This window comes from Caulobacter vibrioides, from assembly GCF_002858865.1.
In the GTDB taxonomy this organism is placed as follows: Bacteria; Pseudomonadota; Alphaproteobacteria; order Caulobacterales; family Caulobacteraceae; genus Caulobacter; species Caulobacter vibrioides.
Genome location: NZ_PJRR01000019.1, coordinates 42,233 through 55,676 on the forward strand (window position 1 = coordinate 42,233; position 13,444 = coordinate 55,676).

20 protein-coding genes and 1 pseudogene are annotated in these 13,444 nt (G+C 65.8%); 14 read left to right on the plus strand and 7 right to left on the minus strand.

The window, feature by feature from the left end; genetic code table 11:
• Positions 1–2: 2 nt before the first annotated feature.
• Positions 3–365, plus strand: a complete 363-nt coding sequence (locus CVUC_RS14415) for a c-type cytochrome (RefSeq protein ID WP_012640293.1) — start codon at positions 3–5, stop codon at positions 363–365.
• Between the two features lie 25 nt (positions 366–390).
• Here the strand turns inward: CVUC_RS14415 and CVUC_RS20860 are convergent.
• Positions 391–540 (minus strand): annotated as a pseudogene (locus CVUC_RS20860) (hypothetical protein); the annotation flags it as partial.
• A 44-nt stretch (positions 541–584) separates the two neighbouring features.
• Positions 585–1,430: a 3-keto-disaccharide hydrolase gene (locus CVUC_RS14420; protein WP_096034769.1), complete on the minus strand. Its 846-nt coding sequence runs from the start codon at positions 1,428–1,430 to the stop codon at positions 585–587.
• Between the two features lie 151 nt (positions 1,431–1,581).
• On the opposite strand from CVUC_RS14420, the gene CVUC_RS14425 reads away from it, so the two are divergent.
• The 3 genes from CVUC_RS14425 to CVUC_RS14435 all read left to right on the plus strand — a co-directional run bounded on the left by CVUC_RS14425 (position 1,582) and on the right by CVUC_RS14435 (position 4,525).
• Positions 1,582–3,321 (plus strand): FAD-dependent oxidoreductase, encoded by a 1,740-nt coding sequence (locus tag CVUC_RS14425; protein WP_010919507.1) that lies wholly within the window; start codon positions 1,582–1,584, stop codon positions 3,319–3,321.
• Positions 3,321–3,869 carry a lactose 3-dehydrogenase subunit gamma LacC gene (gene lacC, locus CVUC_RS14430; RefSeq protein ID WP_010919508.1) on the plus strand — a complete coding sequence of 183 codons (549 nt, stop codon included), beginning with the start codon at positions 3,321–3,323 and terminating at the stop codon, positions 3,867–3,869. The genes CVUC_RS14425 and lacC overlap by 1 nt, the downstream gene beginning before the upstream one ends.
• 104 nt (positions 3,870–3,973) lie before the next feature.
• Entirely contained in the window at positions 3,974–4,525 is a 552-nt protein-coding gene (locus tag CVUC_RS14435; protein WP_096033223.1) for a DUF2147 domain-containing protein, read from the plus strand.
• An 83-nt stretch (positions 4,526–4,608) separates the two neighbouring features.
• Here CVUC_RS14435 and CVUC_RS14440 read toward each other — a convergent pair whose 3' ends face one another.
• The 4 genes from CVUC_RS14440 to CVUC_RS14455 form a co-directional block, all read right to left on the minus strand.
• Complete coding sequence (locus tag CVUC_RS14440; protein WP_096033224.1) at positions 4,609–4,938, minus strand: hypothetical protein; 330 nt, start codon at positions 4,936–4,938, stop codon at positions 4,609–4,611.
• Between the two features lie 2 nt (positions 4,939–4,940).
• A complete protein-coding gene (locus CVUC_RS14445; RefSeq protein ID WP_096033225.1) occupies positions 4,941–6,470 on the minus strand; it encodes an FAD-dependent oxidoreductase in 1,530 nt (509 codons plus the stop codon).
• Positions 6,471–6,643: 173 nt separating this feature from the next.
• Complete coding sequence (locus CVUC_RS14450) at positions 6,644–8,119, minus strand: M56 family metallopeptidase (protein WP_096033226.1); 1,476 nt, start codon at positions 8,117–8,119, stop codon at positions 6,644–6,646.
• Entirely contained in the window at positions 8,109–8,492 is a 384-nt protein-coding gene (locus CVUC_RS14455; protein ID WP_012640294.1) for a BlaI/MecI/CopY family transcriptional regulator, read from the minus strand. Before CVUC_RS14455 ends, CVUC_RS14450 begins: the two co-directional genes overlap by 11 nt.
• Before the next feature lie 123 nt (positions 8,493–8,615).
• Here CVUC_RS14455 and CVUC_RS14460 point away from each other — a divergent pair, with 123 nt between their 5' ends.
• Complete coding sequence (locus tag CVUC_RS14460) at positions 8,616–9,194, plus strand: 2'-5' RNA ligase family protein (RefSeq protein WP_096033228.1); 579 nt, start codon at positions 8,616–8,618, stop codon at positions 9,192–9,194.
• On the opposite strand, the gene CVUC_RS14465 is transcribed toward CVUC_RS14460, so the two are convergent.
• Entirely contained in the window at positions 9,106–9,291 is a 186-nt protein-coding gene (locus CVUC_RS14465; protein WP_096034770.1) for a hypothetical protein, read from the minus strand. The genes CVUC_RS14460 and CVUC_RS14465 overlap by 89 nt on opposite strands.
• Here CVUC_RS14465 and CVUC_RS14470 point away from each other — a divergent pair.
• From CVUC_RS14470 to CVUC_RS14510, 9 genes are all read left to right on the plus strand, one after another.
• On the plus strand, positions 9,290–9,637 hold the full coding sequence (locus CVUC_RS14470; protein ID WP_164468122.1) for an ArsC family reductase: 348 nt from the start codon (positions 9,290–9,292) through the stop codon (positions 9,635–9,637). The genes CVUC_RS14465 and CVUC_RS14470 overlap by 2 nt on opposite strands.
• 105 nt (positions 9,638–9,742) lie before the next feature.
• Entirely contained in the window at positions 9,743–10,429 is a 687-nt protein-coding gene (locus CVUC_RS14475; RefSeq protein ID WP_024265730.1) for an HAD family hydrolase, read from the plus strand.
• Positions 10,430–10,474: 45 nt separating this feature from the next.
• Positions 10,475–10,651, plus strand: a complete 177-nt coding sequence (locus tag CVUC_RS14480; RefSeq protein ID WP_096033230.1) for a hypothetical protein — start codon at positions 10,475–10,477, stop codon at positions 10,649–10,651.
• Between the two features lie 12 nt (positions 10,652–10,663).
• Positions 10,664–11,074: a hypothetical protein gene (locus CVUC_RS14485; RefSeq protein WP_096033231.1), complete on the plus strand. Its 411-nt coding sequence runs from the start codon at positions 10,664–10,666 to the stop codon at positions 11,072–11,074.
• Positions 11,074–11,589, plus strand: a complete 516-nt coding sequence (locus CVUC_RS14490) for an RNA polymerase sigma factor (RefSeq protein ID WP_010919519.1) — start codon at positions 11,074–11,076, stop codon at positions 11,587–11,589. The genes CVUC_RS14485 and CVUC_RS14490 overlap by 1 nt, the downstream gene beginning before the upstream one ends.
• Positions 11,586–11,894, plus strand: a complete 309-nt coding sequence (locus tag CVUC_RS14495; protein WP_096033232.1) for a twin-arginine translocation signal domain-containing protein — start codon at positions 11,586–11,588, stop codon at positions 11,892–11,894. The genes CVUC_RS14490 and CVUC_RS14495 overlap by 4 nt, the downstream gene beginning before the upstream one ends.
• A gap of 103 nt (positions 11,895–11,997) precedes the next feature.
• Complete coding sequence (locus CVUC_RS19930; RefSeq protein WP_024265731.1) at positions 11,998–12,390, plus strand: DUF6249 domain-containing protein; 393 nt, start codon at positions 11,998–12,000, stop codon at positions 12,388–12,390.
• Positions 12,391–12,412: 22 nt separating this feature from the next.
• Entirely contained in the window at positions 12,413–12,997 is a 585-nt protein-coding gene (locus CVUC_RS14505; RefSeq protein WP_096034771.1) for an RNA polymerase sigma factor, read from the plus strand.
• A complete protein-coding gene (locus CVUC_RS14510) occupies positions 12,990–13,370 on the plus strand; it encodes a hypothetical protein (RefSeq protein ID WP_164468123.1) in 381 nt (126 codons plus the stop codon). The genes CVUC_RS14505 and CVUC_RS14510 overlap by 8 nt, the downstream gene beginning before the upstream one ends.
• The last annotated feature ends 74 nt before the right edge of the window (positions 13,371–13,444 follow it).

Consider the following 13,444-nt stretch of genomic DNA (forward strand, 5'->3'; position numbering starts at 1 on the left):
GCTTGATGAAGGTTCGGCTTACCCTGGCGGCGGTGTTCGCAGCCCTGGCGTCTGGCGCGGTCGCCGCGCCGTCTGGACAGCAGCTGTTCGAGCAGCGGTGCGGCATGTGCCATTCGCTGCAGCAGGCTCCCGGCAAGATGGGGCCGCCCTTGGCGGGTGTGGTCGGTCGCAAGGCGGCGAGCTTTCCGGGCTACACCTACAGCGCGGCGCTGAAGGGCTCGGGAATCACCTGGACCGCCGACAAGCTCGACGCCTATTCGAAGGCTCCGACCAAGGTCGTGCCGGGCACCAAGATGCTGCTGGGAGCGCCCAACGACGCCGAGCGCGCGGCGGTGATCGCCTATCTGGCCAGCGTCAAGAAATAGGCTGATTTCGCGTTAGCTACGGGTGCTAATGCGGATGGAAATCCTCGTCCTTCGACAAGCTCAGGATGAGGATTTTTCGCGAACCGAGGTCAGCAGTCGTCCTCACCCTGAGCTTGTCCCCCGCGACCGACCGAAGGTCGGCCCGAGGATAAACTCCTGGCGAGGGCGGCTCCCACTACCCCGTCAACACTCAACGTCAAAACAGCCAAGAAATAGGCCTCAGCGCGGGGTCAGTTCCTGGATCTCGATGTCCTTGAACTCGATCGGGGCGCCCTCGCTTTGCAGGGCGATGTAGCCGCCGGTCACCGGGCTTGCGCCTCGGGCCAGGATGTAGGGCTTGGCCCCGCCCGCGACGGTGTCGTCCGGGTCTAGCGTCGCGCTAGCATAGCGGTGGACGACGACGCCGTTGATCTTCTGGGTGATCTCGCCGCTGGGCAGCACTTCAAGCTCGGCCTGCACCCAGGTTCCGTTGGCGATGGTCGGACCATTCGCCGGCGGCGTGCAGTGCTCCTTCACCTTGGCGCCGTCGATCGTGATCGTGATGCCCGGCGTGCAGACCGCGCCGGTCGGCCGGGGCTTGTCGCCATCCTTGCCCAGAAGCTGGAACTCGATCGAGACTGGAAAGGGCTGATCGACCGTCATGCTCTCGGCGCTCTGGCTGTGGAACATGATCCCGCTGTTGGCCCGCGCCCAACCCGGCGTGTCGGGCAGGCCGCCTTCGGTGAGAAAGCGATAGGAGAAGCGCAGTCGGTAGGCGCTGAACGGGGTCTTGTGGAACAGATGGCCGAACTGGTTGTCGAACTTGTCGTAGCCGGCATAGGAGACCCGGATCACGCCCTGATCGGCGACGAAGGTCTGGCGGTAGTTCTCGCCGACCGGATGCCTGGCGACCTTCGCGGTCCAGCCGTTCAACGTCTTGCCGTCGAAAAGTGAGCGCCACGGTCCAGCCTGGACCTCATCGGCGTGAGATGCGCCGGCCAAGCCGAGCGCGAGCCCTGTTACGAGCCCAAAGCTGGCCCAGCCCCGTGACGGCTTCATCCAGACCATGGCGCGTCTCCCCCGCATCATATCACCTCGGTCGAAACGCCGAGCTTTGTTGCAATGTAACCCATTTCATGGAAGCCTCCAGGCAAGAATGAAGAGGTCGCCGGGGTTGGTGTCGTGTTGCGTGAAGCATCTCGATGCGGTCCATTGAGCGACTGCGAAGGGAGCGAACATGGCCAACCTGAACGGCCGCGCGCGTCGTAAGAACACCTACGACGCCATCGTGGTGGGCAGTGGCATTACCGGTGGCATCGCGGCCAAGGAATTGACCGAAAAGGGGTTGAAGGTCCTTGTGCTCGAGCGCGGACCCATGGTGCGCCACCTTGAGGACTATCCCACGGCGATGCTGGACCCGTGGCAGTCAAAATATCCGCAGGGCAAGCTCCCCGAGGCCGAGCTGAACGCGCACTACAAGGTGCAGCGGCGCACCGGCTACACGATGACGGAGCAAACCCAGCACTTCTTCGTGCGGGACGACGAGCACCCCTACACCGAGGAGAACCGCTTCGACTGGATCCGGGGCTATCATGTCGGCGGCCGCTCGCTGACCTGGGGGCGGCAGAGCTATCGCCACAGCCCGATCGATTTCGAGGCAAACGCTCGCGAAGGAATCGCGGTCGACTGGCCGATCCGCTATGAGGATCTCGCGCCCTGGTACGAGCATGTCGAGCGCTTCATCGGAGTTTCCGGACAGGCCGAGGGCCTGCCGCATTTTCCGGACGGCCACTACCAGCCGCCGATGGAGCTGAACTGCGTCGAGAAGGCCTTCAAGGCGCGGTCCGAGGCGCGCTTCCCCGAGCGGCGCGTCACGATCGGGCGCACGGCCCACCTGACCGATCCCACCGAGGAGCAGCTCGCGCTGGGGCGTACCAAGTGCCAGTACCGCAACCTCTGTATCCGCGGCTGCCCGTTCGGCGCCTATTACAGCTCCAATTCAGGCGGGCTGATCGCGGCCGAGCGGACGGGAAATCTGGTGATCCGTCCCAACTCGATCGTCACCGAGCTGATCTATGATGAGCGCGCAGGACGAGCCAGCGGCGTGCGGATTCTGGACGCAGAGACCCGAAAGGACGAGGAGTTCCACGCCGATGTGATCTTCCTCTGCGCCTCGGCGCTGAACTCCGCGTGGATCATGATGAACTCGACGAGTTCGCGGTTCCCGAACGGCTTCGGCAACGCCAGCGATCAGCTTGGCCGCAACGTTATGGACCACCACCTGGGCGCGGGAGCAACGGGCCAGGCGCCGGAATTCGCGGACATGTACTTCTCGGGGCGCCGGCCGAACGGCATCTATGTGCCTCGCTTCCGCAATCTTGGTGATGCGGCCAGCAAGCGCTCGGACTATCTGCGGGGCTTCGGCTATCAGGGCGGCGCCGGGCGCGCGACCTGGGAGCGTGATCGCGGTCAGGGCGGGCGAGGTTTCGGCGCAGCGCGCAAGGCCGCGCTCAGCCAGCCCGGGCCCTGGACCATGGGGCTTAGCGGGTTCGGCGAGATGCTCCCTTACGCCGACAACCGCGTGACGCTGAACCGCGACGTCGAGGACAAGTTCGGCCTGCCGACCCTGACCATGAACGTCACCATGCGCGACAACGAGATGGCGATGCGCCGCGACATGCAGGCGGCCGCCGCCGAGATGCTCGAGGCGGCGGGGTTCCAGAACGTGCGGGCGCATGACAACGGCTTCGCGCCGGGGCTTGGCATCCATGAGATGGGAACGGCCCGCATGGGGCGTGACCCCAAGACCTCGGTGCTGAACGCGCACAATCAGGTTCACGAGTGCAAGAACGTCTATGTCACCGACGGGGCGGCCATGGCTTCGGCCTCGTGCGTCAATCCATCCTTGACCTACATGGCCCTGACGGCCCGCGCCGCCGACCATGCGGTACGCGCCCGCAAGCGGGGAGAACTGTAATGCTGAACCGACGCGACGCCCTTCGCGGTCTGGCTCTGACGGTCGGCGCCGCGGCGACGGGATGGGCGGGAACCGCTGCGGCGACGACTGCGCTGAGCTGGACGCCGACGGCCCTCACGCCCGAGCAGGCTCAGATCCTCGATGTCGTCGCAGAGCTGATCATTCCCGCCACGGATACGCCGGGCGCTCGGGCGGCCGGCGTTCCGCAGTTCATCGACCGCGCCATCGCCAACTATTGCGAGAAATGGCAGGTCGACCAGCTGGTGGGCGGGTTCGCCCGCATGGACGCCGACGCCAAGGCGGCTCACGGCAAGCTTTTCGTGGCGCTGGCGCCGGAACAGCAGGTCGCGATCCTGAACGTCTATGATCGCGAGACCGCCGTCTCGACCAGCGGGCACTTCTTCCCGCTGCTGGAGGACTTCGTCACGGTCGGCTACTTCACCTCTGAGCCCGGGGCGACCCTGGCGCTGAAGTATGATCCGGTACCGGGGGCGTACAATGGCTGCGTCCCGCTGGCGGAGATCGGCAGAGGCTGGGCGACCCGCTAAGGGGCTCTAAATGTTTGATTTTAGAGCCTGTTCATCTGGTTTAGATGGTTCCGTCCAAACCAGACAGGCTCTAGCGGCGGTTATCTCCGCACGTCTGGGCGGTCGTGGCGGCGCGCGTCTCATTTCTGACGGCTTCTCCTGGATCGTGCGACCGACTAGCTTCCTCAGAACGCGATGTTGACGACCCTGGAAGGACACTTATGAGCCGGAAGATGTTTGTGGCGTCGATCATCGCCGCGGGGCTGAGCGTGGCTGGATCCGCCTTGGCCGCCGACGCCGGACCGGCGCGCCCGGATGATCTTTTCGGCGTCTGGCGCAATCCCAAGGGCAGTGTTCACATCGAGATCAAGCCGTGCGGGCCAGGGACTTGCGGCTATGTCGTCTGGGCGAACGCCGAGGCTCAGGCCGACGTCAAGAAGGGCAGCAACCAAGGGCTGGTCGGCATGCAGTTGCTGCGCGACTTCTCGGTTTCTGGCGCCAATGAGTGGAAGGGCAAGGTGTTCGTGCCCGACCTGAACATGACGTTTTCGGGACAGGTAAGGCTGCTGAATCGCGCATCGCTGCGCGCCAAGGGGTGCCTGTTGCCCAACTTCCTGTGCAAGTCGCAGGTCTGGACCCGCGTTGAGACGGCCGCCGTCACGGGGCGCACACTCTAGCCCCGAGACGTCGACGATCGCCTGAGGTCGGAAGGGGCGGCAGGCTCGCCCTCCCGAGCCTGCTCCATCTGCGGCCCTAAGGCTCAAGTCTCCATTGAGACCAGGGCGAAGAGCGCGCCCTCGGTGTTGGAAAGCCGCCAGCCGCGATGCGCAAAGATCGCGCCGGCTCGGAAATCCGCCGCCATCGCGCGACGCAGGCGAGGCAGGGCTTCGGGCCCTCGGCCTGTGGGGAAAAGCTTGGCGACCAGCGTCTTCGCGGTGTCGCCAGGATGGGCTTTTCGCCACGCTTCGCCGATGCGCCGCGCCGCATCCTTGTCGAGTCCGGGCAGGAATCCGGAGGTCTGCGCCTGCGACAGGGAAGGGGCCGCGGCGAGCGCCACCAGCGCGGCGAGTAGGTCGCGTCGGGTGCTCATGCTCAGGCTGCCTTCTTCTCGGATTTCAGGTGATCGGCCAGCCGAATGGTCAGGGCCAGGATCGTGAGGGTCGGATTGACAATGCCCGAGGTCGGGAAGACCGAACTTCCGGCGACATAGAGGTTGTTCGCCTCATGCAGTCGACCGTCGGCGTCCACCACGCCCTTGCGAGGATCTGCGTGCATCCGCGTCGTACCCATGTGGTGGCGCGAGGCGTTGGAGCTGGCCAGCAGCTCGTCGCGTCGAAGCGACCAGCAAAGGCGGCCTTCGCCGGCGGCGCCCATCGCGGCCGCCAAGCCGTCGATCGAGCGCTCGAGGTCGTCGTAGTCCTTTTTTCCGTGGACCCAGGTGAGATTCACGCGGGGCATGCCCAGAGCGTCCTTCTGGCTTTGATCCAGCGTTATCCGGCTTTCCGGATGGGGAAAATGCTCGGTCATTGCGAAGAAGCCGAGCAGGTTGGGTTGAGCCTGCCCCTTGTCGAGCTGTGCGCTGACCTTGCTGATCGTCTGGGTTTCGGCGGCGACCTTGGCGTCGGCGTTCGAGAAGTTGGCGCGGAAGAGCGTGGCGGTGAAGTTGCCCGTCTTCATTCGCTTCTGCGCCGCCAAGCCCGCGCCGATGACGCAGTGGGGACCATACCGCAGCGCGGGTGCGTACAGATCCAGCGGCTCGGCGCGGGACGCGGCGAAGGCCGAGCCTTCACGCTGGGCGTCGCTGTCATTGGAGTAGGTCACGTGACCCTGGAAGAAGCGTCCCACGAGGTCATGGCGGTTGCCGAGATTGTCTGACGCCAGCAGCAACCGGACGTTCTCGATCCCGCCTGTGGCCAGGACGTAGCGCGTCGCCTTTGCCTTGTGCCGCTTGCCGTCCAGGCAGGCGATGTCCAGGCCTGTGATCGTGTTCCGCTCGCGACGAATGCGGACGACGTTGGCATAGAGGTAGACGTCGATATTGGGCGCTTCGGCGAACTGGGTGCGAAAGCGATCGAACGCCGGGCGGTCGGTGCGACCCGAAATGCGCGCGAACAGGCGGGGCGCGGGGAAAAAGCCGTCCCTGGCGTCCAGGGCCAGGGGTTGCAGGCTGGCTTCGGCCGCGTTCGGGCGCTCCGGCGGGAACCGATCGATCTCCAGCATGTCGCAGGCGCGGTCATAGTAAGGCTGCATCGCCTCGCGGCTGATCGGCCAGCCGCTATAGGGGATCCAGGCGCGCTCGGCGAAGTCCGCCGGGTCCAGCGGTCCGCACTTGCCGCCCCAGACATGGCCAGAGCCGCCGAGGGCTCGAACGCGCGATTGGACCGGAAACTCATGGAGCGGGCGATCCTTATTGCCGTCGGCCTTCTGCACGCAGGCTCCGGCGTAGAGCGCCTGGGTTTCGGGCTCCATCTCGCGGCCGCCGCTTTCCAGGACGACGACTTTCAAGGGACCGCCGGCCAGTTCCTTGGCCAGGGTGATGCCGGCCAGACCGCCGCCGATAATCACCAGATCGGCTTCCAAATGGCTGGCGTCAGGCAAGGTTCGAGCGTCGATGATCGCCATCGTTGAAAAACTCGCTGATTGTTGAGGGGGGAAGACCGCCGCGCGCCGGGTGTTGGCCCTAGGCTTGGCGGCGAGGGACCTTCTCCGATCCGATCGACATCGCCGGATCGGAGAAGGCAGGCAGTGGTGGTGCGCTAGGGCGTTCCGCCGTTTCGGGCAGAGCGATGAACGCCTTAGTCGCGAGCGCCTCGGCTCTTGAGGTAGTTGACCACCGAGGCATGGCCGTTCTTGCGGGCCATGCCCAGCGGGGAGCGCATTTCCCCAGGATTGGCCTCGACGGCGCGGTTCACGTCAGCGCCGCGCTCGACAAGGTACTTCACGACCGCCAGCTCGCCCTGGAGGGCGGCGCCGATCAGCGGGGTCTCGTCGCCGGGGACGAAGGACTCCACATCGGCTCCGCGGGCCACCAAGGCTTGCACGATGTCGAGGCGGCCGACCCGCGAGGCCTGGATCAGAGGATTGCCGTCGCCGCGAACAGCCAGGTTGGGATCGGCGCCGGCGGCCAGCAGGGCGCGGACCACGTCAGCCTGTCCGCTGCGCGCAGCCTCGATCAGCGGTGAGCCGTCGCCGCGGGCGATGTAGTTGGGGTTGGCGCCCAGCGCGATCAGCTCACGCACGGTCTGCAGGTCTTTCCGATCCACCGCGTCGTAGAGCGGCCGGCCAAGATGCCGCGCGACGGCGCGACGCGCCTCCTCAGGGGTCTGTTGCACCGTTCGGGCGGGCTGCGTGGCCCAGGCCGCAGCGGCGGTCGAGAGGCCAAGGACGGCCACGGCGACGGCTCCGGCCAGATGGCGACGGCGGTCGGTTTGATGGTGGGTGAGCATCGTGAAGCGCTCCTTCAATTGCTTGTTGGCCGAGGCTGGCCAGTGGCAGCCCAGCGGGGGTGCGCAGGCGGCCAGCTGGGTCTTCAGCATGGCTTCGCCATAGGCGCGGCGGGTCTTGGGGTGGCGGGCCAGCACCGCCGCATCGCAGGCGATCTCCTGGTCGATGCGCAGGGTGGCCGCGCCGAGGTGGACGAACGGGTTGAACCAGAAAAGGCACTGCAGTCCGGTCACGACGGCATTGATCTGGGCGTCCCCGACGGCGAGGTGGTTGCGCTCGTGGGCCAGGATCAGGGCCTGCTCTTCGGGCGTGTACTGTCGGTCGAAGTCCGCCGGCAGCACGACGCACGGCGCCACGGCGCCAATCACGGCGGGACCGACGCCAGGCTTTTCGGCGCGCAGCAGTCGATCTTCCCCGGTTCGGCTGAGCGCGCCGAGCGAGCGGACGAAACGACGTTGTCGCTCGACCTGCAGGATCAGCCCTCCGAACGCCACGATCAGCCAGAGGCCCAGCGTGATCTCGCCGACCGGGATGGCGGGCAGTGGCGCCGGTTGCGGCGATTTCGGCGCCGTGACGCTGCTCGGCGCCGACGAGGGCGACGGCGAAATCGCAGCCGTTGAGCTCACGGTGGAGGGCGCGGGCAGAACGATCGTCCTGGCCGGGATCAGCAGGGCGAGGATCGACAGCGGGACGATCAGCCAGAGCGCATAGGCGTTGCGCGCTCCGAAGACCTTGCGGACGGGCCGCCGCAGGGCCAGCACCAGCAGCACGGCCGCCGCAAGGGCCAGGTTGGCTTCGCCCACGAAGAGGAGGATGTCACTGACCATCGTCTATCCGCTCCAGCAGGCGACGCAGTTCGGCGACGTCTTCGGGATTGAGCTTTTCGCGCTTGGAGAAATGGCTCACCAGCGGGGCGAGGCGCCCGTCGAACAGGCGGTCCAACAGGCCCTGGCTCTCGGAGTCCACATAGTCCTCGCGGCCGATCAGGGGGCGATAGAGAAAGCGCCGGCCGTCCTTGTCGGCGGCGATGGCGCCCTTCTTGAGCAGCCGGTTCAACAGGGTCTTCACGGTGCCTTCCGCCCAGCCATGATCCTTGGCCAGGATGGCCAGCACCTCCTCGGCCGGCTTGGGGCTGTCGGCCCAGAGCACCTTCATGACTTCGCTCTCGGCGCCGCTGATACGTTGTGATGTCGTTTCCATGAGCGGACGATTACGCACGTAAACGTTTCCGTCAAGTGATCGATTACGCATGTAAACGAAATGTAATGCAGCGTTGGAGGCGCAAGCGAAGCGGCTTAACGCTCGAGAGCGGAGGAGTCGTACATGCCAGACACGCTTCAGCTTGGCCTGCCGGGCCTTGAGTCGCCCACGCCGACGGATCGGCTGATGTTCCTGCTGTATCCTGACCGGCGGACGGCCGAGCGCATCGCGCTGGAGGCCGCGCGACTGAAACGGGCGTCAGGACTGGCCGGCCCGCTTCTCCAGACCGACCGCCTCCACATCACCCTGCATCATCTGGGCGACTATGCGGGCCTGCCCAACGACATTGTCAGCAAGGGTCGCTTCGCTGGCGACGCCGTCGAGGCCGGGGCGTTCGAGGTGGTCTTCGATCGGGCCGCCAGTTTCGCCAATCGCTCCGGCAACAACCCCTTCACGTTGCAGGGCGGGGAGGGGATTCAGCCGCTCATCGCCTTCCAGAAAGCGCTGGGAGAGAAGATGGCGGGCGCCGCGCTTCGACCCGACCGGAGTTTCACGCCGCACATCACCCTGCTCTACGACCGGCAGGTGCTGCCGGAGCAGGCGATCACGCCCATCAGATGGACGGTGAGCCGCTTTGCCCTGGTGCAGAGCAAGCTTGGGCGGACCCAGCACATCGTCCTGCGCGAGTGGGATCTGGGCTGATCCTGGCCGGCGCGGGGCGGATCAGTCTGTTGCTCTGAGCCGGTTCGATGGCAGGAAGAGGCCAAGGCTCGATTCGACCCGGCACGGACCTCGTCATGACTCCCACCCTGTACGGCATCAAGAATTGCGACACGGTCTCCAAGGCCCGCAAATGGCTCGACGATCACGGGCGGTCGTATGCTTTCCATGACTACAAGGCCGCGGGAATCGATCGACCGCGTCTTGAGGCCTGGGTTGCGGAGCTGGGCTGGGAGGTTGTGCTCAATCGCGCGGGCACGACGTTCCGAAAGCTCCCGGACGCCGACCGGCAGGATCTCGACGCCGCCAAGGCGGTTGAGCTGATGCTGGCCCAGCCTTCGATGATCAAGCGCCCTATTCTAGACCTTGGCGATCGGCGCGTGGTCGGCTTCAAGCCGGACTGGTACGCCGCCGCGTTCGGCTGACGGACGCCGACGAATATTGTTCGTCGCCTCCCGGGCGAAGTTTAAGACGACATGCCCGGGCGGTTCGGTCTATCAGTGGGGGCTAAGCTCGCGAAGCGCGGGCTCATGGAGGGCATTTCGCGCGTGGGGAAGAACGCCGTCTCGCGATACGAGCTGGTCATCTTCGACTTTGACGGCACGCTGGCCGACAGCGCCGCGTGGATGATGCGCGCCGTCAATCCCATGGCGCGTCGCTACGGCTTCAAGACCGTCACGGAAGACGAGATCGAGATGCTGCGGGGCCGCAGCACGCGCGAGGTTATCCGGTATCTCGGCGTGTCGCCGTGGAAGCTTCCGCTGATCGCGCGGGCCGGCAAGAAGCTTATGGCCGCCGACGCCCACACCATTCCGCTCTTCCCTGAGACCGAAAAGATGCTTCGGGCGCTGCACGCGGCGGGCGTGAAGATCGCCGTTGTCAGCTCCAACAGCGAGACGGTGATCCGCCGTGTGCTGGGCGAGGAGCTGGGCAATCTGATCAGCCTCTACGCCTGCGGCGCGTCGCTGTTTGGCAAGGCGCGCAAGTTCAGGCAGGTCACGCGCCAGGGCGTCGCCCGCGACAAGATCATCTGCATTGGCGATGAGACCCGCGACATCGAAGCTGCGCGGGCTGTTGGCCTTGATTGCGGCGCCGTCGGCTGGGGCTACGCCAAGCCTTCGATCCTGGCGCAACATGGCCCCACCGTGTCCTTCAACTCGATGTCGGAAATTATTTCGTACGTCGGCGCATCCAAGGCGGCCGTCGGCGGCGACTAACCTTCGAAAGCGCGAGAGATCGCGCTCCAACGAGGGGTAACTTCCATGGCCGACCTGTTCCGTGACTTCTGGTGGCTTCTGTTTCCGATGGCGTTCACCGCGATCGGCATCTTCCGCCAATGGCTGAACTGGCGCGCGCGTCTTGAGCTGACCCAGACGCTGCGGGCGTTCGCAGAAAAGGGGCTCGAGCCGCCGGCCGCGCTCCTGAACCAATTGAAGTGATGGGGGGCGACGATGTTTGACTTTTTCAACCGCTATTGGTGGCTGCTGTTTCCGATCGCGTTCTTCGTCTACGGGGCGTTCCAAAGCTGGCTGTCGTATCGCTCGAACCGCGCGACTCTGGACCTGATCAAGACCTACGCCACATCAGGACGTGAGCCGCCGCCCGAGCTTCTGAACCGTCTGGACAAGCGCCACAACTTCGACGCCGATGATGCGGCCGAGCGCGGCCGCCAAAACAGCAGTTACGACGGCTGGTACCAGGTGGTGCTGTTCGGCATGCTCTGCGTCGGCTTCTCCTATGCAGCCTTTGCGGACATCTACGGGATGGGCGAGGCGTTCACGATCGTGGCTTTCGTGATGGCCGCCCTGAGCGCCGCGTCGTTGGCCCAGGTGCTGTTCAGCCGCAAGCGGCCGCGCGACTGATGGACGCCGCGCTCGTCAGACAGGCGCGCGCGGGCTCTGAGGTCGCTTTCGCCAGGCTGGTGGCGATCCACGAGAAGCCGCTGCGGGGCTTTTTACGCAAGAGCGGCTGGATCGACGCCGACGACATCGCCCAGGAAGCCTTCGTGGCGGCCTGGAGTGATTTGCCAAGGCTTCGCGATGACGCCGGCTTTCGGGCTTGGCTGTACGGCGTCGCCTGGAAAAAGGCTCTATCCCAGCGTCGCGGCGCCCAGCGCGCCGCCGCCCGGGACGAGGCCTGGCGTGGCGAGCAGGACCTGGAGGCCGCCGCCGAGGTCGCCGCCGAAGATCGCCTGGCGCTGGAAACGGCGCTGGCGACTCTGCCGGAAGATCAGCGCGCGTGTGTCACCCTGTGCCTTGGACAGGCCTGGTCTCACGCGGAGGTTTCAGACGCTTTGGGCATTCCCTTGGGCACTGTGAAATCGCATGTTACCCGCGGCCGCGAACGGCTGCTGGCGGTTCTGGGAGGATCTCGATGACCCCTGATGATCAGCTCTCGGCCTTTCTGGGGGAGCAGCCGGCGACAAGCCGCGCGGATCTGTTCACCGCCGTGGTGATGCAGAAGATCGAACGCCGCGCGTTTCTTGGGCGGATCGCCGCGGCCGGCGGGTGGGCGGGCGTGGTCGGCCTGGTCGCCTGGGCCTGCGCGCCGGCGCTGAACGTGCTGATCGGCGCGCTGGCGCCGGGTCTGGCCCCCCCTGCGGCGGCGCTGGCCCTGGTGGCGGCCACGCTGCTGGTCAGCAGTCCCTCGGTCCGGCGAAGGCTCGGCCTCGCCACCGCCTAGCGCCTTACGAAAGTTTCATGGCGAACGGCGCCTCCAAACGGGGGCGTGAACGCCTCTTACCAGTGAAGGCGGCGCTGTGGCGTCGTTCACCGAACTGGAGGATTTGAGAATGGGTCCCGAAATCATCGTCCCGGTCGCGCTCTTCGCGATGATCTGCGCCGTCGTCTGCGTGCCGCTGTACCTGAAGAGCAAGGAGCGCATGGAAATGCAGGCGACTCTCCGTCTCGCCATCGAGAAGGGCCAGCCGGTCCCGCCCGAGGTGATCGAGGCCCTGACCCGTAATGTGAAGACGCCGCCGACCCGGCTGCGCGATCTGCGCGCCGGGATCATCTGGCTGGCGATCGGCGTCGGCGTGGCGCTGGCGACTTACTTCGGCGACTTCATCCATGGCGACGGCGATTTCGACGGCTTTGGCATCGCCTGCATTCCCGCCGTGATCGGCGTGGCGTTCATTGTTTTGAGCTTCTTCAATCCGAACAAGGAACAACGGGTCTAGCGCCCGAAGCCTTGGGAGGGGCTTGATTTCAATGGGCATGGAACGCCCGCCAACAGGACACGATGTCGAGCTCGCCGCGCAGGCGGCCGCTGGAGATCGGCTGGCCTATGGGGAACTGGTGCGGCGGCATGGCTCCACCGTCCGGGGGCTGCTGCGACGCCTTGGCGCCGACGCCGCGACCGCCGACGACCTGGCGCAGGACGCCTTCATGACGGGCTTCGAGCAAGTGGCGGAGTTTCGCGGGGAGGGGACCTTCGGGGCGTGGATCAAGAAGATCGCCGCGCGGCTGTATCTAAAGCGCGTCAAGCGCGAGGCGCGTCTGATTTTCTCGGACACGATCGAGCCGCTCGAAGAGATATCCGCCCGGGATGCGTCCAGCGACGCCGCCAGCCGTATCGATCTCGACGAGGCGCTCAAGAGCCTCTCACGGGGCGAGCGCCTGTGCGTTTCGCTTTGTTACGGGGCCGACTGGTCCCACGGCGAAGCGGCGGAGGCATTGAACATCCCGATCGGCACGGTGAAATCCCATGTCAAACGTGGTTTGGACAAACTTCGGGCGAAGCTCGCCCGACCGGATGAGGGCGCGAGGAGGGAAGCTCATGGCTGAACCCGATTTCGAAGCGCAATTGACCCGCATGTTCGCTCAGGCGCCGTCGTTTCCTGACGCGGCGCTGTTCAACGCGGAAGTCATGGCCAAGTTGGACCGAGGGTGGGCGATGCGACGGATGTTCATCGCCGTCGCGGGAACGGGCGCAGGCCTGATCGGCGCCTTCCAGATCTTCGGCAGCCGGTTCTCAAACGAACTGGCGCAGCTCTCCCGCGAGGGCAGCCATGGTCTGGAGACCGAGATCAATGGCGGATGGGCCAGGTTGACGGCTCTGCTGAGCACACCGTCCAGCGCCGAAGCCGTCTGGCTGGCGGCCGGGCTAGCGGTCGTCGCCCTGGCGTTTGCGGTGACCCGGCTGGTCGAAGATTTTTAAGCGGCTGCCGGCGGCTTATCACTGTTCATGTTGCGGTGCGGCGCGATCTCGCCCACAAACGGCGCCCAAAAGCG

Coding starts and splice junctions, on each gene's coding strand:
- CVUC_RS14420 (WP_096034769.1), bottom strand. CDS start 1,430: ATGCGGGGGAGACGCGCCATGGTCTGGATGAAGCCGTCACGGGGCTGG.
- CVUC_RS14425 (WP_010919507.1), top strand. CDS start 1,582: ATGGCCAACCTGAACGGCCGCGCGCGTCGTAAGAACACCTACGACGCC.
- lacC (WP_010919508.1), top strand. CDS start 3,321: ATGCTGAACCGACGCGACGCCCTTCGCGGTCTGGCTCTGACGGTCGGC.
- CVUC_RS14440 (WP_096033224.1), bottom strand. CDS start 4,938: ATGAGCACCCGACGCGACCTACTCGCCGCGCTGGTGGCGCTCGCCGCG.
- CVUC_RS14445 (WP_096033225.1), bottom strand. CDS start 6,470: ATGGCGATCATCGACGCTCGAACCTTGCCTGACGCCAGCCATTTGGAA.
- CVUC_RS14450 (WP_096033226.1), bottom strand. CDS start 8,119: ATGGTCAGTGACATCCTCCTCTTCGTGGGCGAAGCCAACCTGGCCCTT.
- CVUC_RS14455 (WP_012640294.1), bottom strand. CDS start 8,492: ATGGAAACGACATCACAACGTATCAGCGGCGCCGAGAGCGAAGTCATG.
- CVUC_RS14460 (WP_096033228.1), top strand. CDS start 8,616: ATGCCAGACACGCTTCAGCTTGGCCTGCCGGGCCTTGAGTCGCCCACG.
- CVUC_RS14470 (WP_164468122.1), top strand. CDS start 9,290: ATGACTCCCACCCTGTACGGCATCAAGAATTGCGACACGGTCTCCAAG.
- CVUC_RS14465 (WP_096034770.1), bottom strand. CDS start 9,291: ATGACGAGGTCCGTGCCGGGTCGAATCGAGCCTTGGCCTCTTCCTGCC.
- CVUC_RS14475 (WP_024265730.1), top strand. CDS start 9,743: ATGGAGGGCATTTCGCGCGTGGGGAAGAACGCCGTCTCGCGATACGAG.
- CVUC_RS14480 (WP_096033230.1), top strand. CDS start 10,475: ATGGCCGACCTGTTCCGTGACTTCTGGTGGCTTCTGTTTCCGATGGCG.
- CVUC_RS14485 (WP_096033231.1), top strand. CDS start 10,664: ATGTTTGACTTTTTCAACCGCTATTGGTGGCTGCTGTTTCCGATCGCG.
- CVUC_RS14490 (WP_010919519.1), top strand. CDS start 11,074: ATGGACGCCGCGCTCGTCAGACAGGCGCGCGCGGGCTCTGAGGTCGCT.
- CVUC_RS14495 (WP_096033232.1), top strand. CDS start 11,586: ATGACCCCTGATGATCAGCTCTCGGCCTTTCTGGGGGAGCAGCCGGCG.
- CVUC_RS14510 (WP_164468123.1), top strand. CDS start 12,990: ATGGCTGAACCCGATTTCGAAGCGCAATTGACCCGCATGTTCGCTCAG.